General features: G+C 32.0%; 27 protein-coding genes. 9 read left to right on the top strand and 18 right to left on the bottom strand.

Translation table 11 applies throughout. The features are described 5' to 3' along the window. Nucleotides 1-105: 105 nt before the first annotated feature. From ACFS3A_RS23310 to ACFS3A_RS23270, 9 genes are all read right to left on the bottom strand, one after another. Complete coding sequence (locus ACFS3A_RS23310; protein WP_289659814.1) at nt 106-474, bottom strand: hypothetical protein; 369 nt, start codon at nt 472-474, stop codon at nt 106-108. A gap of 119 nt (nt 475-593) precedes the next feature. Next, nucleotides 594-1,526 carry a transglutaminase gene (locus ACFS3A_RS23305; RefSeq protein ID WP_379827968.1) on the bottom strand — a complete coding sequence of 311 codons (933 nt, stop codon included), beginning with the start codon at nt 1,524-1,526 and terminating at the stop codon, nt 594-596. A 19-nt stretch (nt 1,527-1,545) separates the two neighbouring features. Beyond that, entirely contained in the window at nt 1,546-2,397 is an 852-nt protein-coding gene (locus tag ACFS3A_RS23300) for a substrate-binding domain-containing protein (protein ID WP_379827967.1), read from the bottom strand. A 54-nt stretch (nt 2,398-2,451) separates the two neighbouring features. Continuing rightward, entirely contained in the window at nt 2,452-2,925 is a 474-nt protein-coding gene (locus ACFS3A_RS23295) for a DUF4265 domain-containing protein (RefSeq protein WP_379827966.1), read from the bottom strand. Then, nucleotides 2,925-3,317 (bottom strand): VOC family protein, encoded by a 393-nt coding sequence (locus ACFS3A_RS23290; RefSeq protein ID WP_379827965.1) that lies wholly within the window; start codon nt 3,315-3,317, stop codon nt 2,925-2,927. Before ACFS3A_RS23290 ends, ACFS3A_RS23295 begins: the two co-directional genes overlap by 1 nt. Then, nucleotides 3,317-3,565, bottom strand: coding sequence for a hypothetical protein (locus ACFS3A_RS23285; protein ID WP_379827964.1), 249 nt, complete (start codon nt 3,563-3,565; stop codon nt 3,317-3,319). Before ACFS3A_RS23285 ends, ACFS3A_RS23290 begins: the two co-directional genes overlap by 1 nt. Continuing rightward, the gene (locus ACFS3A_RS23280; protein WP_379827963.1) at nt 3,565-4,437 is read right to left on the bottom strand and encodes a nucleoside phosphorylase; all 873 of its coding nucleotides are present in this window, start codon (nt 4,435-4,437) and stop codon (nt 3,565-3,567) included. Before ACFS3A_RS23280 ends, ACFS3A_RS23285 begins: the two co-directional genes overlap by 1 nt. 122 nt (nt 4,438-4,559) lie before the next feature. Then, on the bottom strand, nt 4,560-4,892 hold the full coding sequence (locus ACFS3A_RS23275; protein ID WP_379827962.1) for a translation initiation factor: 333 nt from the start codon (nt 4,890-4,892) through the stop codon (nt 4,560-4,562). 115 nt (nt 4,893-5,007) lie between these two features. Further along, nucleotides 5,008-5,958: an isopenicillin N synthase family dioxygenase gene (locus tag ACFS3A_RS23270; protein WP_109193478.1), complete on the bottom strand. Its 951-nt coding sequence runs from the start codon at nt 5,956-5,958 to the stop codon at nt 5,008-5,010. A gap of 190 nt (nt 5,959-6,148) precedes the next feature. On the opposite strand from ACFS3A_RS23270, the gene ACFS3A_RS23265 reads away from it, so the two are divergent. Beyond that, on the top strand, nt 6,149-8,125 hold the full coding sequence (locus ACFS3A_RS23265; RefSeq protein WP_379827961.1) for an alpha-ketoacid dehydrogenase subunit alpha/beta: 1,977 nt from the start codon (nt 6,149-6,151) through the stop codon (nt 8,123-8,125). A gap of 74 nt (nt 8,126-8,199) precedes the next feature. Here ACFS3A_RS23265 and ACFS3A_RS23260 read toward each other — a convergent pair whose 3' ends face one another. From ACFS3A_RS23260 to ACFS3A_RS23245, 4 genes are all read right to left on the bottom strand, one after another. Next, the gene (locus ACFS3A_RS23260) at nt 8,200-9,171 is read right to left on the bottom strand and encodes a quinone oxidoreductase family protein (RefSeq protein ID WP_379827960.1); all 972 of its coding nucleotides are present in this window, start codon (nt 9,169-9,171) and stop codon (nt 8,200-8,202) included. Between the two features lie 116 nt (nt 9,172-9,287). Beyond that, a complete protein-coding gene (locus ACFS3A_RS23255; protein ID WP_379827959.1) occupies nt 9,288-9,866 on the bottom strand; it encodes a Crp/Fnr family transcriptional regulator in 579 nt (192 codons plus the stop codon). A 27-nt stretch (nt 9,867-9,893) separates the two neighbouring features. Then, complete coding sequence (locus tag ACFS3A_RS23250) at nt 9,894-10,361, bottom strand: hypothetical protein (RefSeq protein ID WP_379827958.1); 468 nt, start codon at nt 10,359-10,361, stop codon at nt 9,894-9,896. Nucleotides 10,362-10,366: 5 nt separating this feature from the next. Beyond that, nucleotides 10,367-10,774: a glyoxalase gene (locus ACFS3A_RS23245; protein WP_379827957.1), complete on the bottom strand. Its 408-nt coding sequence runs from the start codon at nt 10,772-10,774 to the stop codon at nt 10,367-10,369. 83 nt (nt 10,775-10,857) lie between these two features. On the opposite strand from ACFS3A_RS23245, the gene ACFS3A_RS23240 reads away from it, so the two are divergent. Continuing rightward, nucleotides 10,858-11,274, top strand: a complete 417-nt coding sequence (locus tag ACFS3A_RS23240) for a hypothetical protein (protein WP_379827956.1) — start codon at nt 10,858-10,860, stop codon at nt 11,272-11,274. A 224-nt stretch (nt 11,275-11,498) separates the two neighbouring features. Here the strand turns inward: ACFS3A_RS23240 and ACFS3A_RS23235 are convergent, their stop codons facing one another. Next, a complete protein-coding gene (locus ACFS3A_RS23235; RefSeq protein ID WP_379827955.1) occupies nt 11,499-12,755 on the bottom strand; it encodes a mechanosensitive ion channel family protein in 1,257 nt (418 codons plus the stop codon). After that, nucleotides 12,748-13,041, bottom strand: a complete 294-nt coding sequence (locus ACFS3A_RS23230; RefSeq protein ID WP_111291103.1) for a DUF3817 domain-containing protein — start codon at nt 13,039-13,041, stop codon at nt 12,748-12,750. Before ACFS3A_RS23230 ends, ACFS3A_RS23235 begins: the two co-directional genes overlap by 8 nt. Nucleotides 13,042-13,144: 103 nt before the next feature. On the opposite strand from ACFS3A_RS23230, the gene ACFS3A_RS23225 reads away from it, so the two are divergent. From ACFS3A_RS23225 to ACFS3A_RS23210, 4 genes are all read left to right on the top strand, one after another. Continuing rightward, nucleotides 13,145-13,678 (top strand): DUF6155 family protein, encoded by a 534-nt coding sequence (locus ACFS3A_RS23225; RefSeq protein WP_379827954.1) that lies wholly within the window; start codon nt 13,145-13,147, stop codon nt 13,676-13,678. A gap of 109 nt (nt 13,679-13,787) precedes the next feature. Further along, nucleotides 13,788-15,326 (top strand): DEAD/DEAH box helicase, encoded by a 1,539-nt coding sequence (locus tag ACFS3A_RS23220; protein ID WP_379827953.1) that lies wholly within the window; start codon nt 13,788-13,790, stop codon nt 15,324-15,326. 172 nt (nt 15,327-15,498) lie between these two features. Next, complete coding sequence (locus ACFS3A_RS23215) at nt 15,499-16,833, top strand: DEAD/DEAH box helicase (protein WP_379827952.1); 1,335 nt, start codon at nt 15,499-15,501, stop codon at nt 16,831-16,833. 80 nt (nt 16,834-16,913) lie between these two features. Further along, nucleotides 16,914-18,179, top strand: coding sequence for an NAD(P)/FAD-dependent oxidoreductase (locus ACFS3A_RS23210; protein ID WP_379827951.1), 1,266 nt, complete (start codon nt 16,914-16,916; stop codon nt 18,177-18,179). Nucleotides 18,180-18,297: 118 nt separating this feature from the next. Here the strand turns inward: ACFS3A_RS23210 and ACFS3A_RS23205 are convergent, their stop codons facing one another. Next, complete coding sequence (locus ACFS3A_RS23205; RefSeq protein WP_379827950.1) at nt 18,298-19,527, bottom strand: multidrug effflux MFS transporter; 1,230 nt, start codon at nt 19,525-19,527, stop codon at nt 18,298-18,300. Between the two features lie 144 nt (nt 19,528-19,671). Between ACFS3A_RS23205 and ACFS3A_RS23200 the strand changes: the two genes are divergently transcribed. Both ACFS3A_RS23200 and ACFS3A_RS23195 read left to right on the top strand, forming a co-directional pair. Then, nucleotides 19,672-20,088, top strand: coding sequence for a hypothetical protein (locus ACFS3A_RS23200; RefSeq protein WP_379827949.1), 417 nt, complete (start codon nt 19,672-19,674; stop codon nt 20,086-20,088). Nucleotides 20,089-20,176: 88 nt separating this feature from the next. Beyond that, nucleotides 20,177-20,557 carry a hypothetical protein gene (locus ACFS3A_RS23195; RefSeq protein WP_379827948.1) on the top strand — a complete coding sequence of 127 codons (381 nt, stop codon included), beginning with the start codon at nt 20,177-20,179 and terminating at the stop codon, nt 20,555-20,557. A 7-nt stretch (nt 20,558-20,564) separates the two neighbouring features. Here ACFS3A_RS23195 and ACFS3A_RS23190 read toward each other — a convergent pair whose 3' ends face one another. Beyond that, nucleotides 20,565-20,909, bottom strand: a complete 345-nt coding sequence (locus ACFS3A_RS23190; RefSeq protein ID WP_379827947.1) for an XRE family transcriptional regulator — start codon at nt 20,907-20,909, stop codon at nt 20,565-20,567. 590 nt (nt 20,910-21,499) lie between these two features. Continuing rightward, complete coding sequence (locus ACFS3A_RS23185) at nt 21,500-21,943, bottom strand: hypothetical protein (protein ID WP_379827946.1); 444 nt, start codon at nt 21,941-21,943, stop codon at nt 21,500-21,502. Nucleotides 21,944-22,098: 155 nt separating this feature from the next. On the opposite strand from ACFS3A_RS23185, the gene ACFS3A_RS23180 reads away from it, so the two are divergent. Then, complete coding sequence (locus ACFS3A_RS23180) at nt 22,099-22,638, top strand: hypothetical protein (protein ID WP_379827945.1); 540 nt, start codon at nt 22,099-22,101, stop codon at nt 22,636-22,638. Nucleotides 22,639-22,853: the final 215 nt, after the last annotated feature.

Below are 22,853 nucleotides of genomic sequence, written 5' to 3'. Positions count from 1 at the left end.
TAAAACTTATTTAGAGTAGTGCAAAGATATTTATTTTAGTTTTAAAAATCAAAAAACCATTCTTAACGATTTAAGAATGGTTTTTTATATCAACGTATGTTATATTTAAATTTTACTTAGGGTAATTTTTGCTTCTTTGGCATCTAAAATTAGTTGGTCCTCCGTAATTGTACTTACACAAGGGTAAGGTGTACCAACTTCATCTTTGATAACAAGACTAGTTCCTTTTTTTGTTAAAGCAAAAGTTCCATCATTTATTTCACGAAGAAAATACCCGGTAACATGCCCATCTTCTGTAAAAGTTAGCGTTCCATTGGTTAAAATGGCATTTTTAGTAGAATCGGACATTGGTATTTTTGCTTCGACTGCAGTAACTTTCCATGAATTCACCAACCTATTTCTTTTAGTATGACATGAAACCATTAATAGAACAACAACTGCAATTACGAGGGTAAATAATTTAGAGTTTTTCATGATTATGTGATTAAAAAGTTAAACAGGAAAAAGTTACAAAAAAAAACGACATTAAATTATTCGGAATCAAATATTTATGAAGATTTTTTTTACTACAAAAATCACAAAAAAAACAGAACCTAATTGAGAGTTAAGGCTCCCAGTATTTCCTCATACATGAATGGTCCACCGGGATAAGTTGCCGTATAATCCAGATTCATCCAGACTTGTCCGCGCTCGTCAATATGGTAATGCAGTTTTTTACCATAGCTTTCTTTTACGAAAAGAACATTTTTTATTAAGTAATTTACTTTTTCCAGGTCAATCATTGAACCAATTAAAATCTCCGGATAAATATGCCCTTTTGTATGAATAAGTCGTGGTGTTCCTCCAATTGAACGAATAGCTGCTGCCATCAAAATAGAGTGATCATCACAATCACCGGAGAAATAATCTAAAGATTCGCTGGCGGTTGCGATATAATCACCATCTTTTGGGTCGTTGACGTAATTCCATCTGCCATTTATTTCTTTAAAAACGGCAAAACACTGAATAATAGTTCTGTAATCTGAATATCCTCTGATTCCTTTAAAATGTTTAGTAGTTGCCATAATGGCAAAATTTCGAACTCTGGGATTCTGATATTCTATCGCATTAATAATTTTTGATTTATTGGGAAAAGGAAGCAATTTCGCCACAATGATATCCTGAGGATACGGATTGTCCGACATTGTATAAATCATCGAATTATAATCTTCAGATATTTCACTGAAACCGTAATTCCCAATTACACTTCCATAAAACAAAACCAATAAATAAACTGCAATACACAAAATAATTATGGTTCTGAGATACATTAGAAGAAAAAATATAGCTGCAAAAACAAATATAAAAATGAATACACGGTCCAGATTGAATGCCCATTCCAGATCGATAAGATTTTGATGCAGTATGATGAAAATCGGAATCGTAATTAAAAAACTCAACAGCGAGATAATAATCCTGTCCCACGGTGATTTCACCTGTAGTTTGGATTTTAACTGCGGAAAGTCGATTTTAGGGAATTTCATCATACGAATCAAAAAAGCAGTATTACAGTGCTTTTACGGTTTCTACAAAAATACTTTTTTTATCAATAATTCCCAGATCAAATAACTGATTTTGAATTTTATTAAAAGACTTTTCTGTTAAATTCTTCTGTGACCACTGTGTTAATTTTAGCCACTCTTTTATATCTGATGCTTTTTGATTAAAAAGTTTAGATAGCTTTTTATCAATTTCAGGAATCTCTTTAAAATCAACAGTTGTTTTATTAATGATATCCAGAATTTTTTCTACCACTTTAGGATTCTTTTTCAAAAATTCATCACGAACTGCAATAATAAAAGAAGGCCATGGAGTAGGGCAGTCATCAATGCGTCTGAATATTCCCTGATCTACAAGAGGTTTTGTCATAAAGCGTTCCCACATAAAATAATCGGCTTTTTCATTGGTCAGAGCATCAACCGCGCCGTCAATTGTATTTACAATTTCAAATTCAAGATCATCTGCCTGCCAGCCTTGTTCATTTGCATTGACATAAGCCATTAATTGTGATCCCGAGCCCACTCTTGAAATTGCTACTTTTTTGTTTTTGAGATCTTTCAAGGTTTGAAAATCAGATTTTGCTGCTACATGAATTCCCCAAATCAAAGGCGATTGCACATATATTTGAACAATCTTACTTGGATTTCCGGCTGAAATATCCTTCAAAATACCTTCGGTTAAAATAACAGCCAAATCTGTTTCTCCATCCCGAAGCATTTGACACATTTTTCCGGTGCCTTCGGGAACATTAGTCCATTTTAAGTCGATGTTCTCAGCTTCAAATTCGCCATTCTCAATACAGAGATGCCATGGCAAATTGAAGTGTTCCGGAACACCCGCAATTTTGACAGTTTTCATTTATTTTAAGTTTAAGTTAAGTTGCTTGTTTGGTATGCGTATGCTTAAGTTTGTTTAGTTTTTCAATAAATCTGTTCGGTGCTTTTCAGAAAGACAAGGCTCTGCGTATTCGATAATTTCCTGTGATTCATATTCACTCAACAGGCTTCTTACCAAAGCATAATCTACATCTTTCACGATTTCTGCTGCAAAAAAAGTTTCATTTAATCCTTCCGACAAACAATTTATTGCCTTTAATTTTTCGCGGATGATTTCTTTGTCAAAACCTTTTTCTAAAATAGCAATCTGAACAATCGAATTTCCTGAGTTTTGTATTGTTTTTCTATGCATGAAACGTTCTTCGGTCTCATCATATTCTGCATAAAATATATCGTCTGTTGCAATTAATGGTCCAAAAAATGGAATGTTATCCAGTTTAAAAAGACCTTTTTCCAGATCTAAAATTTCTGCCCACATGGTTTCAGAAACTACTTCGTCCAGATAATCGCTGTAATATTTAAATAGTATTTTTTTATGAGTTTCAGACATTATTCTATTTCGTTTATTATGGCTTTTAATGATGATATTACGATTCGATAACCATCCGGATCCTGAATCATTTTTCCGTTTTCCTTCCAAAAAGGGTTAACAGGCTCTATCGTTTTTATATTATGGTGTGTAAGCTTATTTATTAATTCGTTATAATTTGAAATCGTCTTGGGATAAAACACTATAATATCATCTTCATCAAAAGAATGATTTGCTATAACATTGGACTGTGTAAATTCAAAATGCCAGTCTAAACCTGATTTCCCAAGAAAAATTCCGTCATAATTATTATGCTTTTCAAAGCCTCCCAATAGTTCAAAACCAAGAATATCAACATAGAAATCCTCTATTTTTCTTAAATTATTGGTATGTCGCGCAACTCTCAAAAACATTATTCTATTTTATTAATTAAAAATATAAAACATATAAAAAGAAATATTCCTGCTAGAAAATTTTTCTGGGCTGTATTAAAACCATTTTTATCTACAGTTTCATTTTTTTGATCTAGATAATATTCTAATTTTTTGGGATATTTATCTTCAATAGCAGCATTTAAAAATCTAAACAAACACCATCTAAATAACCCTCCAATTCCAAGTGTAAATCTTCTTATAGGTTCACCAACAATATGAGCAAACATTAGTTTTTACCTGCAATTTTATTCAAAGTATAAGCTATTAATTCATCTACAGCTTTATACGGATCTGCACTAAAAGTTCCTGAAGCACGATTGGCAATAATCGCATTAAGCGACAAGGCGTTGTGCCCTAAAAGAGCAGAAAGTCCGTAAATTGCTGCCGTTTCCATCTCTAAATTAGTGATTTTAGTCTCATTAAAACTAAAATTATCCATTTTATTATTTAATTCTTCGTCCTGAATATTTAAACGTAAAACTCTTCCCTGCGGACCATAAAATCCTCCTGCAGTTGCCGTAATTCCTTTAAAAATTCTATTTGATTCAATTAGTTTTTCCAGTTTTTCAGAGCATTGTGTAACGTAAGGTTTTCCTTTTTTAGGATCCCAATTGGTATGTTTTACAAATGCATCTTCAATTTCGGTAATCGAAACATTATCAATCAAATAGGAACGAAGCATATTATCTAAACCTAGTCCAAATTTTGACATTACAAAGCTGTCAACGGGAATACCTTCCTGTAAAGAGCCTGACGTTCCAATTCTGATAATATTTAATGAGGTTAAAGTTTGTTTTGGTTCACGAGTTTTTAAATCGATATTAACCAAAGCATCCAGTTCATTCAAAACAATATCGATATTATCCGGGCCAATTCCTGTAGAAATAACAGAAATTCTTTTGCCTTTGTAAATTCCCGTCTGGGTTTTAAATTCTCTTTTTTGAGTCGAATATTCAATTGAATCGAAAAATTGCGTAATTTTTTCCACTCGGTTTTGATCACCAACAAAAATAATGTCGTGAGCAATATGTTCCGGACGAAGGTTTAAATGGTAAACACTTCCGTCAGGGTTTAGTATTAATTCTGATGATTGAATCATTTTTTTTCTTTTTTAAGGTTCAAAGGAACAAAGCAACAAAGGTTCAAAGTTTTTATCTTGGAATTTGGATTCGAGCGATAGCGAATAGGCGAAGCAATTTTTAAAATTGAAATTTTATAAATCTAACCACCAACACGTTTTGTTTTAAATCCTTTTTCTTTTAAGATTGCCATGATTTTATCACGATAATCACCCTGAATAATAATCGAATCATCTTTGAAGGTTCCTCCAACGCTTAGTTTTGTTTTGATTTCTTTGGCTAAAATTTTAAAATCTTCGTCAGATCCTTCATAGCCTTCGATAATCGTGGTTGGTTTTCCTTTTCTTTTTTCAAATTTACAGATCATTGGTTCTTTTTGAACATATAACACATGTTCTTGTTCTTCAACCTGTTCCGGTTCGTTTGTTTCAATATGATCTGGAAACAAGTTCTTTAATTGATCTTTTAAGTCCATCTTTTTTTTATTCTAAAAAATAAATTCCAAGTATAAAGATATTTAAAAATTAAATTCCAAACTCCAACAGAAAGTTGGAATTTGGAATTTTTAATAAAATGGAATTTATTTCAGTTTATTTTTTAATTAAACCTAATTCTACTAAACGTTCGTGTAAAAATTCGCCAGCAGATATATCCTCATATTTCTTTGGATTTTCTTCATCAATACAGTTTTCCAAACAATCCAAACGCATATCGCTTACCGGATGCATAAAAAACGGAATAGAATAACGTGAAGTTCCCCATAATTCTCTAGGCGGATTAACTACCTGGTGAATTGTAGATTTTAATTTGTTATTAGTATGTCTGGACAACATATCCCCAACATTGATTACCAATTCGTCATCTTCTGCAATGGCATCAATCCATTCACCATCATGATTTTGAACTTGTAATCCTTTACCCTGAGCTCCCATTAAAAGCGTAATCAAATTGATATCGCCATGAGCTGCTGCACGAATTGCATTTTCCGGTTCAGAAGTAATGGGTGGGTAATGAATAGGTCTTAAAATAGAGTTTCCTTCTTTTGCATATTCGTCAAAATAAAACTCATCTAAACCTAAATGTAAAGCCAAAGCTCTTAAAACATAAACTCCGGTTTTCTCTAATTTTTGATAAGCCTCTTTACCAACTACATTAAATCTTGGTAATTCAGTCACTTCAACATTATCCGGGTATTCTGAAGCCCATCTGGAATCTGCATCAACATATTGACCAAAATGCCAGAATTCTTTCAAATCTCCTTCTTTGCGTCCTTTAGCATGTTCTTTTCCAAAAGAAACATAACCTCTTTGTCCGCCAATTCCAGGAATTTCATATTTATGCTTAGTTTCTATTGGCAAGGCGAAGAAGTTTCTAATTTCGCCATAAAGTTCGTCTACCAACTGATCATCAAGAAAATGACCTTTTAAGGCTACGAAGCCAATGTTTTCAAATGCACTGCCGATTTCATTTACAAATTTTTGTTTACGTTTCGGGTCGTCCGAAAGGAAATCACGTAAGTCTACACTAGGAATGTTTTGCATACTTTACATTTTTTATTTAAAAGAAAAAAGGTGTCATAAGCACCTTTCGTTAACAAAGGTATAGAATATTTTAGGAAATAATCTTAAACCAAGTCATTAAAAGCTCGTTTCTGACTAAAAAAATATTTCAGAATCCAATAAAATTGACGCAAATTGTTATATTTGAAACACTAAAAAACAGAAAAACCTCATGATTTTTTACCGACAAAACCTAACCAACGAGCAATTATTAGATTTATACAAAAAAATATTAAAACCACGATTAATCGAAGAAAAGATGTTGATCTTAATTCGACAAGGAAAAGTTTCTAAATGGTTTTCCGGAATCGGACAGGAAGCAATTGCTGTTGGTGTTACTGCTGTTTTAGATCAATCTGAATATATACTTCCAATGCATCGGAATTTGGGAGTTTTTACGACCAGGGAAATTCCGCTTCACAGACTTTTTTCACAATGGCAAGGAAAAGCAAATGGTTTTACTAAAGGCCGAGACAGAAGTTTTCATTTTGGAACTCAGGAATACAATATTATCGGAATGATATCGCATTTAGGTCCGCAGTTAGGAATTGCTGACGGAATTGCATTAGCTGATAAACTTCAGAATAACAAAAAAGTTACAGCTGTTTTTACAGGAGAAGGCGCAACAAGTGAAGGTGATTTTCATGAAGCTTTGAATATTGCTGCAGTCTGGAAACTTCCTGTAATGTTTATTATTGAAAATAATGGTTACGGACTTTCAACACCAACAAACGAACAATATGCCTGCGAAAACCTTGCAGATAAAGGTTTTGGTTATGGAATTGAAAGCTGGATTATTGATGGAAATAATATTCTGGAAGTTTACAACAAATTGTCAAAACTTAAAGAAGAAATGCAGGAGAATCCTCATCCGGTTTTATTAGAATTTAAAACCTTCAGAATGCGTGGTCATGAAGAGGCGAGTGGTACAAAATACGTTCCAAAGGAATTAATGGATCAATGGGAATTAAGAGATCCGGTTACCAATTACAGAAAATATTTGACAGAAATAGGAGTTCTGACAGCTGAACTGGACGAGCAGTTTCATTCCGAAATCAAACAGGAAATTGATGAAAACTGGGCAAAAGCAAATGCCGAACCTGAAATTGAACCAACTTACAGCGGAGAATTAGATGATGTTTACGAAGAGTTTCAATATGAAGAATATAGCCATAGTTCTGAATCTGAAAATATTCGCTTTATAGATGCCATCCGAAATAGTTTAGAGCAATCTCTATGGCGTCACAAAAACCTTGTTATTATGGGACAGGATATTGCTGAATATGGAGGCGCTTTTAAAATTACAGATAACTTTGTTGATGTTTTTGGAAAAGACAGAATTCGAAATACACCAATTTGCGAAAGTGCCGTTGTTTCAACCGGAATGGGATTGTCTATAAACGGCTATAAAGCCATTGTAGAAATGCAATTTGCTGATTTCGTTTCAACAGGATTTAATCCAATTGTGAATTTATTGGCAAAATCTCATTATCGCTGGGGTGAAAAAGCAGATGTCGTTGTTCGTATGCCTTGCGGCGGCGGAACACAGGCGGGACCTTTTCATTCGCAGACCAATGAAGCCTGGTTTACTAAGACGCCCGGTTTAAAAGTAGTTTATCCGGCATTTCCATACGATGCAAAAGGACTTCTAAATACAGCAATTAACGATCCGAATCCGGTATTGTTTTTTGAACATAAATTACTGTATCGTAGTATTTATCAGGAAGTTCCAAAAGACTATTACACCATTCCTTTTGGAAAAGCTGCTTTGATAAAAGAAGGAAATGCAGTTACAATTATTGCCTTTGGAGCTCCGGTTCACTGGGCTTTAGATACTTTAGCCAAATATCCGGAAATCGATGCCGATCTAATTGATTTAAGAACATTACAACCTTTGGATACCGAAACTATTTTTGCATCGGTTAAAAAGACAGGAAAAGCTATAATTTATCAGGAAGACACCCTTTTCGGCGGAATCGCAAGTGATATCTCAGCTTTAATTATTGAAAATTGTTTTGAATATCTAGACGCTCCGGTAAAAAGAGTAGCGAGTTTAGATTCGCCAATTCCATTTACAAAAGCATTAGAAGATCAGTTTTTACCAAGAAATCGTTTTGAAGAAGTTTTGCTTGAGTTACTAAAATACTAAATTTTTAATATGCTGAGTTGCCAGAACGCTAAGAAAAATAGCTGTCGAGATAGCAACTCAGCAACTTAGAAGCTTTAAATAACAACTACCAATCGTTTTCCATCAGGGATTTCAGCATTCCACTTTTCTTCGATATCGATTAGATTTGCTGTTTCAATATTTACTTTTAATAATTTTTTTGAAGCCAAAAGAAACATTTCAGGAAGTATTTCAGAAAATAATAATTTTACTTCTTCTTTTGTCCAGCTTCCTAATCCAGAACCGGATAACTGAAGATCTACACTTCGTAAAATCTGAGCAGACAATTGAATCGTATCACTAGACATAGAACCGACAGAAACATATCGGGTTTTATGGCTAAAGTTTCCGTTTCCTTTTAGAATGGAAAGGATCAGCTCTGCAGAATGTCCCCACAAATAATCTATTACAATATCTATTGGAGTGTTTTTATGGATTTCTCTTAACTGTGAAACAAATGATTCCTCATTTTGTTTTAGTGAAACAATTTCATCCGCACCTAATTCTAAAAGGCTTTTAAGCGATTTTTCGTTTCTTCCTGTAACAATTATTTTCTTTGCTCCATAATGTTTTGCAATCTGAATTGCCATTTGTCCGGTAAACCCGGTTGCTCCGTTTATTAAAACAGTTTCACCAGATTTTATTCCTGCTCTAAAGCGAAGTGCCATTGCCGAACCTGCGACCGCATTTGGCATCGCTGCGGCCGTTGCATCATCAATTCCGTCCGGCAATGCAATCATTCTTATTTTCTCTACCAGAGCTTTTTCAGCAATTGTCCCAGAGATCCCGCGAGCATAAACTCGTATTCCGTTTTCTAAAATACCAATTGCGTCACTTCCAACTACAAATCCGTTCTGATTTTCTTTTTCTGAAGAATAATGTTCACCACTTGCAATTCCTTTATCCAGATTGGTGATTGCTACCGCTTTTACCGAAACTAAAACTTCATTTTCATTTGATGGGATTGGTTCTGCAAATTCTGCATATTTTGGCAATTCGCCTTTTTTGTAAACTACTGCTGCTTTCATAATTATTAAATTTTATGAAGCAAAATTAGACAGCAGGTTATGGTTAGACAATAACATTTGTTATCAAATTTTTCTCAAACTATATAAGTTATATAAGCTAATTTAAGTTTGGCTTGTCAACTATTTTTATTTACTAATTTACTTTTTAATCTGCTTAAATGCACAGTTGTTATGCCTAAATAAGAAGCGATATAATGTTGCGGAACACGCAATATAATTTGAGGTCTTTCTTTAATTAAATTAGTGTAACGCTCTACAGGCGAATCTTTTATAAACGAAACAAAATATTTCATATAATCAAAAGTACGCTCAAAAAGCTTATTTATTAGACTATCCCTCAATTCTGGAATTTCTTTGATTTCTTCTAGAATTTTATCCAGATCATTTTTATGAATCCACCACAAAACTGAAGACTCAATCGTTTCTATATTTGTCGGACTCGGGAGTTTCTTCATAAAACTTTCGATAGAAGCAACACTCTCATTTTCAAAAAAGAATTGTGTAGTAAGATCTTTTCCGTTATTGTTAAACCAAACTCGAATACAGCCTTTTTCTATAATGTAGAGTTTTTTTGAAACTTCGTTTTCTTCTAAAAGTGTTGTTTTTGCCGGAACTTCAAGACGATTGAAATAACCGAGATATTCGTTCCATTTTTCATCAGTTAAAGGAAATTTGCTTCGGAATTGGTTAAACATTGATCTATTATAAAATTTTACATTATTTTAATCATAACTATATCCTGCTTCAATTGCTAAAATATGAAAGATTACTAGATTTAAAAATTCCAGATTTTCATCATTTATACTTAAAAATATCTTTGGATTTGAAAGCCAATTTTTTTGTTTTAACTGAGAAACTCTTTTTTCTTCAAAATAGTAGGAATAATTACCATAAATAGCGATAAAATAATCTTGTTTTGTATATAATCTTTTGTTACTATCAAAAATTATTCTCGTATCTGTTATTTCTACTATATCCTCTTTAACTAGTTCATTTTGAAATAAAATCTTATAATAAGATTTTATAAGAGTCATTTTATATTTCACCTCTAAAAGCAAAACATCATCGTGATTGTAAATTTCTGTAATCCTGTTTGTCCAGTTGGATTTTACTTTAGAATAGAATAAAAGTTTATTATTTTTATAAACGTATAAACTTCGTTTTTTATCTTGAAGAATTTCTATTTCCATTAAAATCACTTAGAATCCGATTCCACTTCAAACAACTGTACCTGATTTTTCAATCGGTCAATTAATAAATTCATCATTCGTTTATTTAAGTCAGAAGAATTCTGAATATAAGTATTGTATTCGTCAACTGTAAAAAGCGCCATTACAATTCCTTTTAAAGAATTTCTGAACTTAATATCTTTTTGAATGGAATTTTCGATGGTCTGCAGTTTCTTTTCGACCGAATACGAATAAAAATCAGGTTTGTTTTTGTTTACGTAATTAATGAAAACGGCTATAAATAAATCATTTTGTAATTTTAAAATAGGCCTGATCGTCTGATTTTGAAAGATCTCATCTGAAGAAGATTGAGCACTTACAGTTCCTAAAGTTTCGCCTCTGAATTCTTTTAAAAAGGTGTCTCTATCTTCCATGTTTTTTTGTTTTTAGTTTTCTTTAAAGTTAACGAAATAATCCCACGCTAAAAACCTATTTTTGTTTTTTATAAAAATAAAATATGCGATTTTTTCTATTCCTCTGTTTATTAATAGTTTCTTGCAACTCGAAAGAAAACAAAGAAAAATACAATCATAAATTGTATCGCGCTGTAAATAATAAAGATACAGCGGTTTTAGATATTCATATTAACAATAAACGTTTTTACGGTCGATACGAAATCTCGCGATATGGATATGGAAAAGACTCCGGAGATGTAAAAGGCGATTTAAGAGGGGATACGCTGAGAGGGGATTATTATTATATTTCTTTTGGTGGAAACTGGAAAAGAATTCCTATCGCACTTTTACAGAAAGATCATAAATTATTTTTAGGAAATGGAGTAATTGGTACTTATTTCAACCTTCCGTGCTTTGTTCCGGAAGTCCCAATTGAGTACAATAATTCAGAATTTATTTTTGAAGAAGTGACTAAATAGTTTGTTTTTTGTTTGAGGTTTCAGGTTTCAAGTTTCAAGTTTTTACTTAGAATGAGTTAATTTTTTGACCGCAACTCTGATAGTTATTGTGAACAAGACTTTTAATATACAAGACTTATAAAACATAAAGTTCGCAAAGCTTTGTCTAAAAAACTTTGCGAACTTTGCGTAAATCTTGGCGTTCTTTGCGGTTTAGGCAACCTGAAACCTGAAACAAAATAACTTTATTCAAATTTCCCTATCCTAGAAGGAAGTTCAAATATTTCCAAATCAAAATATTTTACAGAAGCCATAACATGATCGAAAATATCAGCCATGATATATTCGTAATTTGCCCAGCGTTTATCGCTCGAAAAAACATAAATTTCTAATGGAACTCCATGCGCTGTTGACTGTAATTGTCTGCACATGATATGCATATCTTTGTTCAGTCCTGGATGATTGACTAAATACTGCATGATATATTTTCTAAACAAACCTAAGTTAGTCATATTACGGCCATTTAGCGAAAGCGTTTTATCAACACCTCTCAAATCATTGTAGCGGTCAATTTCTGATTGTCTGCTGTCGATATAAGAGGTTATCAGTTGTACTTTTCGTAATTGTTGTAGATCTTCATCATTTAAAAAACGAATTGTACTGCTTTTTATTAAAACGTGTCTTTTAATACGTCTTCCCTCAGATTTCTGCATCCCGCGCCAGTTCTGAAACGAATCGGAACTTAAAGCGTAAGTTGGAATAGTGGTAATCGTATTGTCAAAATTTCGAACTTTTACTGTCGTTAAATTGATTTCGATAACATCTCCATCGGCTCCAAATTTGTCCATTGTTATCCAGTCGCCAATACGAACCATGTCGTTTATCGCAACCTGCACACTCGAAACAAAACCAAGAATGGTATCCCTAAAAATCAAAATAATAATTGCCGAAAGCGTTCCAAGAATGGTTAACAGTTCGCCTTTTTTGATTCCGAACAAAGTAGAAATAATCATCGCAACTCCAAAAATCCAGAGCACGATCATAATAACCTGAACGAAACTATCAATTGGTTTGTCGCTGTATTCCGGTTTTTGTTTTAAATAATCTCGCAGCGAATTAAAAACAGTTCGAACAATCCATAATCCAAGCAGAACGATATATACACCAACTATTTTTCCGAAAATTAGTTCCCAATATTCGTATTTATCTAAAATTACGGGAACGGCTTTGTAAATAAAGAAAAACGGAATTAGATAAGCTGTATATCTGGTGGTTTTGTTTTGAATTAAATAATCGTCAAACTTTGTTTTGGTGCGCTGTGCAAAAACAGCCGTCAAAGTGACTAATATAAATTTGGCGGCATAATAAATTACATATGCCAGAGCTATTAAAATAGCAATATTAAAGATTAAACTGGTATAAGACGCAACATTACGGCTCATTCCCCAATCTCTGAAAACAGGGTATAAAAAATTAAATATTTTATCCAAAAGCTTATGCATTTGCTTTAGTTTCTAAATACTTTTTCTCGATATAAAAAGTTCCAAACGGAATAAGTGAAGCAACTAAAATGATTGCAAAAGTTTTTAAATCCCAATTCATTGATTTTTTCAATAAAAAAGCCAAAATAATATAACCAATAAACAACACGCCGTGTGTCATTCCTAACGGACGTAATAATGTATGATAAAGTTCAGGATTATTATTTTTGATAATCAACATATTAGCAAATAACACTAAATAAGAGATTCCTTCTAAAATTGCGGTAACTTTGAAAATCTTGAGCATGTATATATTTTTTAAGTTTATGCCGGCAAAATTAAGTAATATCGATGGTTTTTGAGGCATTTGTTGAGAAAGTAATTTACTTTTGTAATCTTAAGTTTTGATAATGAGTAAAAGAGATTTAAAAAAATATTTAGGAGAATTGACTAAGGAACAATTAGAAGAACAACTAATTGAATTATATGAAAAATTTGCTCCTGTAAAAACCTATTACGACTTTGTTTTTAACCCGAAGGAAGATAAGCTTCTTCAGGAAGCAAAAGTCAAAATCTCGCACGAATACTTTCCAATCAAAAAACCGGGAGCAAGATGGCGTCCAAAAGCTAAAATGCGTAGATCTGTCGCTCAGAAATTAATTAAACATTTTATGACGCTTGGAGTTGATTCTTTTGTTTTGGCTGATATTATGTTGTACAATATCGAAATTGCCCAAACGTATTCTTCTCAAAATTTAATCAAGCAGGAATTATTCTACAAAAGTATCTTTAATTCTTTTGAACAAGCTGTTAATTTTATTGTCTCAAATGGAATTTTTAACGAATTTAAATTGCGAATTAATGGTATTTTGGAAGAAACTGTAAACCAAAAATGGAAAAATAAGTACGATTTTGAGGCCATTTTGGAGAAAATCGACTATTAAAACCCCTTCTCATAAAAAATCTTAGTTTAAAAAAAACATTTATTTTAGGTTAAAAAAAGATGAATAACTGTTTTTTCGGTGTATTTTTGCAAAAATCCAAAAATAAACAATGTCTCAAAACACTTTAGAAATACAAAGAGAAGAGAAAAAAGAGCTGTATGCATACCAAAAAGGCGATATTGATGCCATTTTTGACCGTTTAGATAATGCTCCTCCGAAACATCATTTACTGTATCAACTTCCAACAGGAGGAGGAAAAACAGTAATATTTTCTGAAATCGTTCGCCGCTATTTGTCACATAATGATAAAAAAGTGGTGGTTTTAACGCACCGTATCGAATTATGTAAACAAACCTCAAAAATGTTGACTGGTTTTGGTGTGACAAACAAAATAATCAATAGTAAAGTAAAAGAACTGCCGGACCAAAACGATTTTTCTTGTTTTGTCGCAATGGTAGAAACTTTAAAAAACCGTATTAATGATGAAAAACTTCATTTGGATAATATCGGTTTGGTTATTATTGATGAGGCACATTACAACTCCTTTAGAAAATTGTTAAACTCATTCAAAAATGCTTTTATTCTTGGAGTGACAGCAACACCTTTGAGTTCAAATATAAAATTGCCAATGCACCAAAGTTATCACGAGCTTATTGTGGGTGATACAATTGGTTCGTTGATTGATAAAGGATTTTTGGCAAAAGCAACAACTTACAGCTACGATGTTGGGTTAACGTCATTAAAAGTAGGTATCAATGGTGATTATACTGTAAAATCATCGGATGATTTGTATACCAATACTTTAATGCAGGAAAAACTGCTTCATGCTTATACAGAACGTTCTTTAGGTAAGAAAACCTTAATTTTCAATAACGGTATTCATACTTCATTATATGTTTATGAAACTTTTAGAGAAGCAGGTTACGATATTCGACACCTTGACAACACAAGCAGCTCTGAAGAACGTAAAGACATTTTACAATGGTTTAAAAAGACTCCAGACGCCATTTTGACTTCTGTCGGAATTTTGACTACCGGTTTTGACGAACCAACGGTTGAAACGATTATCTTAAACAGAGCAACAAAATCATTGACATTGTATTTCCAGATGATTGGTCGTGGTTCTCGTAAACTTCCTGGAAAAGATGAATTTACAGTTATTGATTTAGGGAACAACGCTGCACGTTTTGGTTTGTGGAGCGATCCTGTAAACTGGCAGCATATTTTTAAATCGCCAGAGTTTTATTTGGAAAACCTTCGTGATGATCATGAAATTGAAATGTTTTTCAAATACAGCATGCCACCGGAATTACGTGCTAAATTCAGTAAAACTGCAGATGTTAGTTTTGATGTTGATGAAGAACACAAATTAATCATCAAACAGAATTTACGTTCTAAAGTTGTTTTGGATAAATCTCTAGATCAGCATGCAGGAATGTGTGTAGATAATACTGAAACACTTCAGGAAGCTAAAATGCTTGCAAAAGAACTGGATGATGATATTGAAGACCGTATCAAACGTTATTCAAAATGTTTAAGTCAATGCAGTAAAAACTACCGTGAATGGCTGGTTGACGATTACAAACAAAGATTGACTTTATTAATTGGTAAAAAATATCGTGAGAAAATCATGAATGAGCCAGATTGATCATTTAAAAGTTTAATTGTTTCAGGTTTCATGTTTCAAGTTATTGGAATCTAAAATAGTATTATAATTATAAAAGGAGAAATAGCATTTCAAAGCAAATGTGATTTCTCCTTTCAACTTATTAAGTTTTTGGTGTAACTTGAAACCTGAAACTTTAAACAAATTAAAGAACATGTCTAAACAATTCTCAATATTAGGACTTTCAGCGCCAATTCTAAAAGCTTTAGGCGAATTAAATATCGTTGAACCCACTGAAATTCAACAAAAAACAATTCCGCTTTTACTATCTGAAAATCATGATATTGTAGGTTTAGCAAAAACCGGAACAGGAAAAACAGCCGCTTTTGGACTTCCATTATTACAATTAGTTAATATAGAATCAACTGCAGTTCAAGCTGTAATTTTAGTACCAACAAGAGAACTAGGACAGCAGATTGTTAGAAACTTAGAAGATTTCGCAAAATATATTCCTAGTATATCTATTGCTTCCATTTGTGGAGGGACTCCAATAAAACCACAAATCGAAAGACTAAAAGAAGGTGCACAGATTGTTGTAGCAACTCCGGGACGTTTAATCGATTTAATTCAGCGAAAAGCAATCAATCTAAAAACTACCGAATATTTAGTTTTGGATGAAGCAGACGAAATGATTGCCATCCTTAAAGAAGGTTTAGACGAAATTGTAGCTGAACTTCCTAAAAAACGTCGCACGCTGTTATTTTCAGCAACACTTCCCGGAGCTATTAAACAATTGATCCAGAATTATTTGAATAAAAATGTAGTTCAAATAAGTGCCAACATGGAAACTGTCGGCAATGAAGGAATCGATCATGAATATATTGTGGTTGATCCGATAGAGAAACTGGAAGTTTTAATGCATTTTTTAAATTCAAGAGATGGAGAAAGAGGAATTATTTTTTGCAAAACAAAAGCTGCTGTCAATAAATTAGCTAAAAATCTGGCGATTAATAAATTTTCTTCCGGAGCACTTCATGGAAGTTTGACACAAGGAATTCGTGACAGAATTATGGAGCAATTTCGTGAAGGGCATATCAATATTTTGGTTGCAACCGATTTAGCAGCGAGAGGAATAGACGTAAAAGAAATTTCATATGTAATCAATTACCATTTACCTGATACTTACGAAAATTATGTTCACCGAAGCGGAAGAACCGCAAGGGCAGGAGCAAAAGGTCTTTCGTTAACTGTGTTGCAACAAGAAGAAGTATTCGAAATTGCTGATTTTGAAAGAGAATTGGGAATTAAATTTTCTGAGTTTAAAAAACCTACGGCAGCAAGTTTAGAAGAGAATAATATGCTTTTATGGGCCAAACAAATCTTCAAAACAAAACCCAATCATGAACTTTCAACTGAATTAAAAACAAAAGTCAAAACTGTTTTTCATCATTTAACGAAAGACGAACTAATCGAGAAATTAATGGCGAGTTATGTCTTACAGAACAAAATCGATATAGTTGATAAAACAGTTAAAAAATTCAAAAAGTAAATAATATGACTTTTGTCATTGTATATTAAAGTTGTACTTTTATAAGGAATTATTCTATAATCCTATTAATTACAACCTATATGAAAATAGTCATTATTGGAGGCGGATTTGCAGGAATCAATCTGGCAAAAGAGCTTGTAAATCAGCCTCAAATACAAGTAACCCTTGTAGATAAAAATAATTATAACTTTTTCCCACCACTTATATATCAAGTTGCTACGGCATTTTTAGAGCCTTCGAGCATTAGTTATCCATTTAGAAAATTTTTTGCAGGAAAAAAGAATCTAAGTTTTCGTTTAGGCGAATTATTATCTGTTTCTCCCGCTGAAAAGAAAATCACTTTAAGTAACGGCGATTTAGAATATGATTATCTCGTTTTTGCAACTGGAGCAGAAACGAGTTATTTTGGCATGGAAAACGTGATGAAAAATGCCATTCCGATGAAAACCTTAAATGACGCCATCGTAATGCGTAACACATTGCTTAAAAATCTTGAAAAAGCTGCCATTTGCAAGGATATGCGTAAAAGACGTAAATTACTTACAATTGTTGTAGCAGGAGGGGGCCCGACAGGAGTGGAGGTTTCCGGTATGTTTGCTGAAATGCGTAAAAATATCCTTTTAAAAGAATACCCTGAATTAGATACTTCTGCAAGTAATGTTTATCTGGTTGATGGAGGCGATGCGCTTTTGGCACCAATGAGTAAAGAATCTCAAAAAGATACTTATGAAGCTTTAACTAAACTAGGAGTTGTAGTCAAATTAAATACGAAAGTTGTTGACTATGTTGATGACACCGTAATGTTCGAAAATGGAGAGACTATTAAAACCAAAAATTTAATCTGGGCTGCAGGAGTTTCTGCTAAAATTTTCGAAGGAATTCCAAAAGAAAGTTATGGCCGCGGACGAAGAATGGCAACAGATGAGTTCAATAAAGTAAATGGCGTAGATCATATTTATGCTATTGGTGATACTGCTATTACAGCCGGAGATAAAAATTTTCCTGACGGACATCCGCAAGTTGCACAAGTTGCTATTCAGCAAGGATTAAATCTGGCTAAAAACTTTAAAGCAATGGTTACGAATAAACCTCTTAAACCATTCGCTTACAAAGACAAAGGCTCGATGGCAATTATTGGAAAAGCAAAAGCCGTGGTAGATTTACCAAGTCCAAAATGGCATTTTAAAGGTTTTTTTGCGTGGATTATCTGGCTGTTTATCCACTTAATTTCTTTAATTACGTACAGAAACAGATTGAACACATTCTGGAACTGGATGGTGGCTTATTTTGCAAAAGATCAATCGCTTAGAATGATTATTAGACCGGATAAAAAACTACAGAACTAGAATTAAAATTTTAAGAAATTATAATAAAAATAAAGCCGAAATCGTGAGATTTCGGCTTTTATGCTAATTGTACATCTAAGTATATTTTGCCAAGTTTTTGAATTGGAATTTCAATTTTCTAATGAGCTATCATAACATCATCACTTTCAGAAAGTGTAACTTTATTTTTTATAAATCGTTTTCCAATATTTAGAATAATAAAGGCTGTAATAGTTGTAGTGGTCATAATGGCAACCATTGGTGCTACAGAATCTTTTACAAAAACTCCGATGGCAAATGAAGCTAAAGCTCCTAAACCTAATTGAATAGCCCCCATTAATGCAGATGCACTTCCTGTATTTTTAGCAAAAGGAGCAAGCGTTAATCCTGCGGTATTCGGATTTGAAATTCCTAAACAAGCTAAAAACAGAAATAACATTCCGATAGTTTGATACAATCCTAAAAAGTCATTTAGAGCTAAAATCAAAAAGATGATACTAATAACAGATTGTGATATTAAAGCTCCAAAAATCATTTGTTCACTCGAAAATCTTTTTAATAACATAGAATTCAATTGACTGGAACCAATAAAACTAACAGACATTAAGGCAAAAATCCATCCGTAAGTCTTCGCATCAACCTTGTAAATATCCATAAAAATGATTGGAGAAGCAGCTACATAAGAAAACAATCCTGAAAACGCGATTGCACCAGTAAAAGCATATGTATAAAATTGTGGTTCTTTTAGAACTGAAATAAAATTAGCAATAATTGGTTTTGGTTTTAATGAAATTGATACATCCGGCTTATAAGTGTTGGGAAGTCCAATTTGCGAAGCTGCTAAAATTACAATTCCCATACACATTAAAATGAAGAATACAGCATGCCAGCCTAAATCCTCTGTCACATAACCGCCAATTGTTGGCGCCAGCATAGGCGAAAGCCCAACGACCAGCATTAAAAGTGAAAATACTTTTGGTATATCTTTTACGGGAAACAAATCACGAACCATTGCGACAGATGCCACAGTTGCAGCACAACTTCCAATAGCCTGAACAAAACGGAGTAATATAAAAGAATCAATATCAGCAACATAAATACATCCTAAAGAAGCCAGAATATAAACCAGTAAGCCAATAAATAAAGGTTTTTTGCGCCCAAAACGATCTAACAAAGGACCATAAAGTAGTTGTCCGGCAGAAATTCCGATGAAATAACTGGACAAACTCATAGAAACTTTTGCTACAGTTGTATTTAAATCTTTGGCGATACCAGAGAAACCAGGCAGATACATATCAATTGAAAAAGGACCAAGGGCAGTTAAAGAACCTAAAATAAGGATCAGTTTGATGTATTTTTTTGTTGTCATTTTATTAAAAATGGGCTTTTAATTTTTTGCAAAGGTAAAGATTTCGTACCTTGTTATATAACTTCCCGGAGTTTATAACAATAAATTAAAGTCAAAGCCAGCATTATTTGGTATAACTATTTATTAATCTTTAAATTAAAAATTATGAAAAAGTACCTTTTATTAGTAGCAGTTCTATTTACATCTATTTCATTTGCCCAAACTATTACATCTAAACAAGAAGATGCAAGTACAGCACAATATGAGCTCTTAAAAAAAGTAAATCAATATTATCCTGATATTACTTTGAGTAAATCTGTTACTAATTTTTACGCCGACGGAAACATTATTGATTCACAACAAGACTTTGATTTAAGAGGAACAAAATTTTCCAGTTATAAATTAGGCATTGAACCAGACAACAAAAAAGTTAAATTTGATTACGTTTCAAATGAAACCGGACATGTATATGGTAACGTTACTATATTTAATGGAAATGCATTGAGAACAACTTTTAACGAAAAAACAAACCAAATTGATGTTTCACTAAATGGAAAATCAGTTTATTTGAAAAAATTATAATTTTTGTTCAGTTAATAAAAAAGCATCGCAATATTGTGATGCTTTTTTGGTTTATATTTGATTCCAATTTTTGATAAAATCATTTACAATGAAAAAAATTCTTTTTATCGCATTTTTAATATCCTTAAAATCATTCTCGCAGCATAACGGTTTTTCAGGAACCTGGAGTAATGAGAATTGTAAAGACTGTAAAAAAGAATATGTTTTCACAATAACCATTGCACAATCCAATTATGCGATTGTTGGAACCGCTGAAATTACTAGTGAACATAAAGAATTAAATTCAGGAGTTTTGGAAGTTTCAGGATATGTATATCCGCATGGTGATAAAGCGCAAATCAAACTTAAAGATAAAGACGGAATTTCGTCCAGCGCCGTTTTATTAACAGATGAGGGAGTTATACAGTTTACAAAGCGTGGTGGAGCTGATATAGTTCCTAAAGAAGTAATTTTGAAGAAATTGTACTAATAACGTTTTATTTTATTAGCTTTTCTAGTTTTTCAATCATTTCTTTTTGTTGCTGAAGCATACGCTCGTAAAGTTCCACCATTTTATCAAGAGGATTGAATGAACAATTGAAGTTTGCCTGTGCATTATCTGTAAAAGCAACAGCGCTGTCGTGGAAAGTATTTGCTATAAAATTAATTGCAGCATCTTCATCAAAGTTCTCAATTGCTTCAACAGGTACTTTAAGAATTTTAGCAACCTGATCTAAAATATTTTTTTCGATCATTTCTTTTTGCTCCAAAAGGGAAATTTTCTTTTGACTCCAATCTTCTCCCAATTCAAAAGCAAGGGCTTCTTGTTTTATGCTTAGCATTTCGCGGAAACGCTTAATATTTCTACCTTGATGTATTTTTTTTCTCTGTCATGTCGATATTTGTCCTAAACTTCAAATATAGGATTTTTACTTTAGAATAATGATGTGCTAATTGATAAATGTTATTTATAGAATGACTGAGAATTTAAAATTTAAACATTTTAATTTTACTTTTAGAATAAATGTCTAGAATTACAATCTGGAATTCATGCATTCAATAAAATTTATCATTATAATTTATTGTTTTGCAAATCACTGAGAATTTAAAATTTCAAAAAAATAATTTTACTTTCTCAAATAAGGATAGAATATTTCTTTTTTTTAGAAGAAATAAAAAATCTAATGGGAATATAAATTATTTTAAATCAGCGAATTGAAGTGAATTTGTATGAGAATCGATTCTTTTACAATATATACACTTTTGACCTATAATTTATAGTATGATTTACAGTATGTCCAAGAAGATGTTAACAACTTTATTAACAGCATTTTTAAACCCTATTTTTGAAGAAATCTAATATATAAAAATTTGGAACATAAAAAAAAGCCCCGTTTTATTGGGGCTTATTTATTGATATTAAGATGTAAATTTATCCTTTTACTTCGTTGATTAATTTACCATTAATAAAATATTGCATTAAAGATTTACCTTTATCAAGCTTATACAATGTCCTGACTGTGTTACCATCAAACGTTCGAACCTCTCCAAATGTCAAAACATCGTCAGGAGTTAAAAATGTATAGGATAAACAACGATTATCCAAAATAGTTACGTTATATAATTTAAACTTCGATGTATTTTCATAAACAACATCTGCCGACAAAAATTCATTTGTTTTAAAATTGTTTTTGAATTTATTTTTAACTTCTTTGCTAATCATAATATCGGGATAATACTGATTAACTTTTTTTATTAGCTCATATTGTTCAATACTCGCAGTTTCTGTTTTTTCAAGATATACTTTCATATCCGAATCCTGCGCCATAACCGGCAAAGCAAGAAAAACAAAAAATAATAAAGTAATTTTTTTCATAATGGTTTATTTGTGAGTTTATAATTACTAAAGATTTTCAAATATAATGCCAATAATTTTAATTTCACTTTGTCAATTGCTATAAAAGAATAAATAATTATATTTAAAAATTCTTACGAAAACCCAAAATATAAATTTAACAAACCATCAAATCAATGAAAACAAAACTACTAATTATTACGTTGTTTATAGGCATTAATTGCTATTCACAATTAGAAGGATACAAAAAATTATCTAAAGGTCAATGTAAAGTAAATCATAAATGCAACACCGAATATAAGTATGATGATTTTGACGAAGTTTGGAATTACAATACATCATTTAGTGACAACTCACTTTCAAAAGACGGTTTATCATACATCATTAATAAGACAGTAGAAAAAAAGAACAAAAAACAACAAATATCATTGATGTTATGGGGAAGAATTAAAGGCTGTAGATCAAAGGATTCCTATGTACACATTCAATTTAAAAATGGGGAAAAGATTAAAATTCCTAATGCCTACACCGAAATTGACTGCGGGACAACAATGTTAAGCGTTTTATTAGATGATTATATTGATTTATTAAAAAAAGAACCTATTGATAAGATAAGAATTTATCTAGACGGATATGAAGATTTTACAGTAGGAGAAAAAGAACAAACCAAATTTTCAAGTAATTTAGAGTGTATTACTGCAATAGATTTAAGTTAATAAAAAAGCCTTTGTAATTTAATACAAAGGCTTATCTATTATATACTCATTGAAATATTGTCGAGAAATATATTTACCTGTTTTTCGATTATAAATATTAATGTAGTGATAATCAAATCCAACATGTTTACACCAATTATGCAAGTAAAATATTGATTTACAAAACTCAATTTTTATAGGTCTTATGGATTTATCCTTATTAAAGACCGTACAAC

The organism is Flavobacterium notoginsengisoli (genome assembly GCF_042686225.1).
Taxonomy (GTDB): Bacteria; Bacteroidota; Bacteroidia; order Flavobacteriales; family Flavobacteriaceae; genus Flavobacterium; species Flavobacterium notoginsengisoli.
This window is presented reverse-complemented; position numbering and strand designations above follow the sequence as displayed.

Excerpts from the sequence above, each read along its gene's own strand:
- ACFS3A_RS23220 (WP_379827953.1), top strand. The coding sequence starts at position 13,788 with ATGTCTCAAAACACTTTAGAAATACAAAGAGAAGAGAAAAAAGAGCTG.
- ACFS3A_RS23245 (WP_379827957.1), bottom strand. The coding sequence starts at position 10,774 with ATGGAAGATAGAGACACCTTTTTAAAAGAATTCAGAGGCGAAACTTTA.
- ACFS3A_RS23190 (WP_379827947.1), bottom strand. The coding sequence starts at position 20,909 with ATGCTAAGCATAAAACAAGAAGCCCTTGCTTTTGAATTGGGAGAAGAT.
- ACFS3A_RS23230 (WP_111291103.1), bottom strand. The coding sequence starts at position 13,041 with ATGCTCAAGATTTTCAAAGTTACCGCAATTTTAGAAGGAATCTCTTAT.
- ACFS3A_RS23200 (WP_379827949.1), top strand. The coding sequence starts at position 19,672 with ATGAAAAAGTACCTTTTATTAGTAGCAGTTCTATTTACATCTATTTCA.
- ACFS3A_RS23270 (WP_109193478.1), bottom strand. The coding sequence starts at position 5,958 with ATGCAAAACATTCCTAGTGTAGACTTACGTGATTTCCTTTCGGACGAC.
- ACFS3A_RS23310 (WP_289659814.1), bottom strand. The coding sequence starts at position 474 with ATGAAAAACTCTAAATTATTTACCCTCGTAATTGCAGTTGTTGTTCTA.
- ACFS3A_RS23280 (WP_379827963.1), bottom strand. The coding sequence starts at position 4,437 with ATGATTCAATCATCAGAATTAATACTAAACCCTGACGGAAGTGTTTAC.
- ACFS3A_RS23295 (WP_379827966.1), bottom strand. The coding sequence starts at position 2,925 with ATGTCTGAAACTCATAAAAAAATACTATTTAAATATTACAGCGATTAT.
- ACFS3A_RS23260 (WP_379827960.1), bottom strand. The coding sequence starts at position 9,171 with ATGAAAGCAGCAGTAGTTTACAAAAAAGGCGAATTGCCAAAATATGCA.
- ACFS3A_RS23235 (WP_379827955.1), bottom strand. The coding sequence starts at position 12,755 with ATGCATAAGCTTTTGGATAAAATATTTAATTTTTTATACCCTGTTTTC.
- ACFS3A_RS23275 (WP_379827962.1), bottom strand. The coding sequence starts at position 4,892 with ATGGACTTAAAAGATCAATTAAAGAACTTGTTTCCAGATCATATTGAA.
- ACFS3A_RS23300 (WP_379827967.1), bottom strand. The coding sequence starts at position 2,397 with ATGAAAACTGTCAAAATTGCGGGTGTTCCGGAACACTTCAATTTGCCA.
- ACFS3A_RS23240 (WP_379827956.1), top strand. The coding sequence starts at position 10,858 with ATGCGATTTTTTCTATTCCTCTGTTTATTAATAGTTTCTTGCAACTCG.
- ACFS3A_RS23305 (WP_379827968.1), bottom strand. The coding sequence starts at position 1,526 with ATGATGAAATTCCCTAAAATCGACTTTCCGCAGTTAAAATCCAAACTA.
- ACFS3A_RS23290 (WP_379827965.1), bottom strand. The coding sequence starts at position 3,317 with ATGTTTTTGAGAGTTGCGCGACATACCAATAATTTAAGAAAAATAGAG.
- ACFS3A_RS23195 (WP_379827948.1), top strand. The coding sequence starts at position 20,177 with ATGAAAAAAATTCTTTTTATCGCATTTTTAATATCCTTAAAATCATTC.
- ACFS3A_RS23285 (WP_379827964.1), bottom strand. The coding sequence starts at position 3,565 with ATGTTTGCTCATATTGTTGGTGAACCTATAAGAAGATTTACACTTGGA.
- ACFS3A_RS23210 (WP_379827951.1), top strand. The coding sequence starts at position 16,914 with ATGAAAATAGTCATTATTGGAGGCGGATTTGCAGGAATCAATCTGGCA.
- ACFS3A_RS23185 (WP_379827946.1), bottom strand. The coding sequence starts at position 21,943 with ATGAAAAAAATTACTTTATTATTTTTTGTTTTTCTTGCTTTGCCGGTT.
- ACFS3A_RS23180 (WP_379827945.1), top strand. The coding sequence starts at position 22,099 with ATGAAAACAAAACTACTAATTATTACGTTGTTTATAGGCATTAATTGC.
- ACFS3A_RS23205 (WP_379827950.1), bottom strand. The coding sequence starts at position 19,527 with ATGACAACAAAAAAATACATCAAACTGATCCTTATTTTAGGTTCTTTA.
- ACFS3A_RS23255 (WP_379827959.1), bottom strand. The coding sequence starts at position 9,866 with ATGTTTAACCAATTCCGAAGCAAATTTCCTTTAACTGATGAAAAATGG.
- ACFS3A_RS23265 (WP_379827961.1), top strand. The coding sequence starts at position 6,149 with ATGATTTTTTACCGACAAAACCTAACCAACGAGCAATTATTAGATTTA.
- ACFS3A_RS23250 (WP_379827958.1), bottom strand. The coding sequence starts at position 10,361 with ATGGAAATAGAAATTCTTCAAGATAAAAAACGAAGTTTATACGTTTAT.
- ACFS3A_RS23215 (WP_379827952.1), top strand. The coding sequence starts at position 15,499 with ATGTCTAAACAATTCTCAATATTAGGACTTTCAGCGCCAATTCTAAAA.
- ACFS3A_RS23225 (WP_379827954.1), top strand. The coding sequence starts at position 13,145 with ATGAGTAAAAGAGATTTAAAAAAATATTTAGGAGAATTGACTAAGGAA.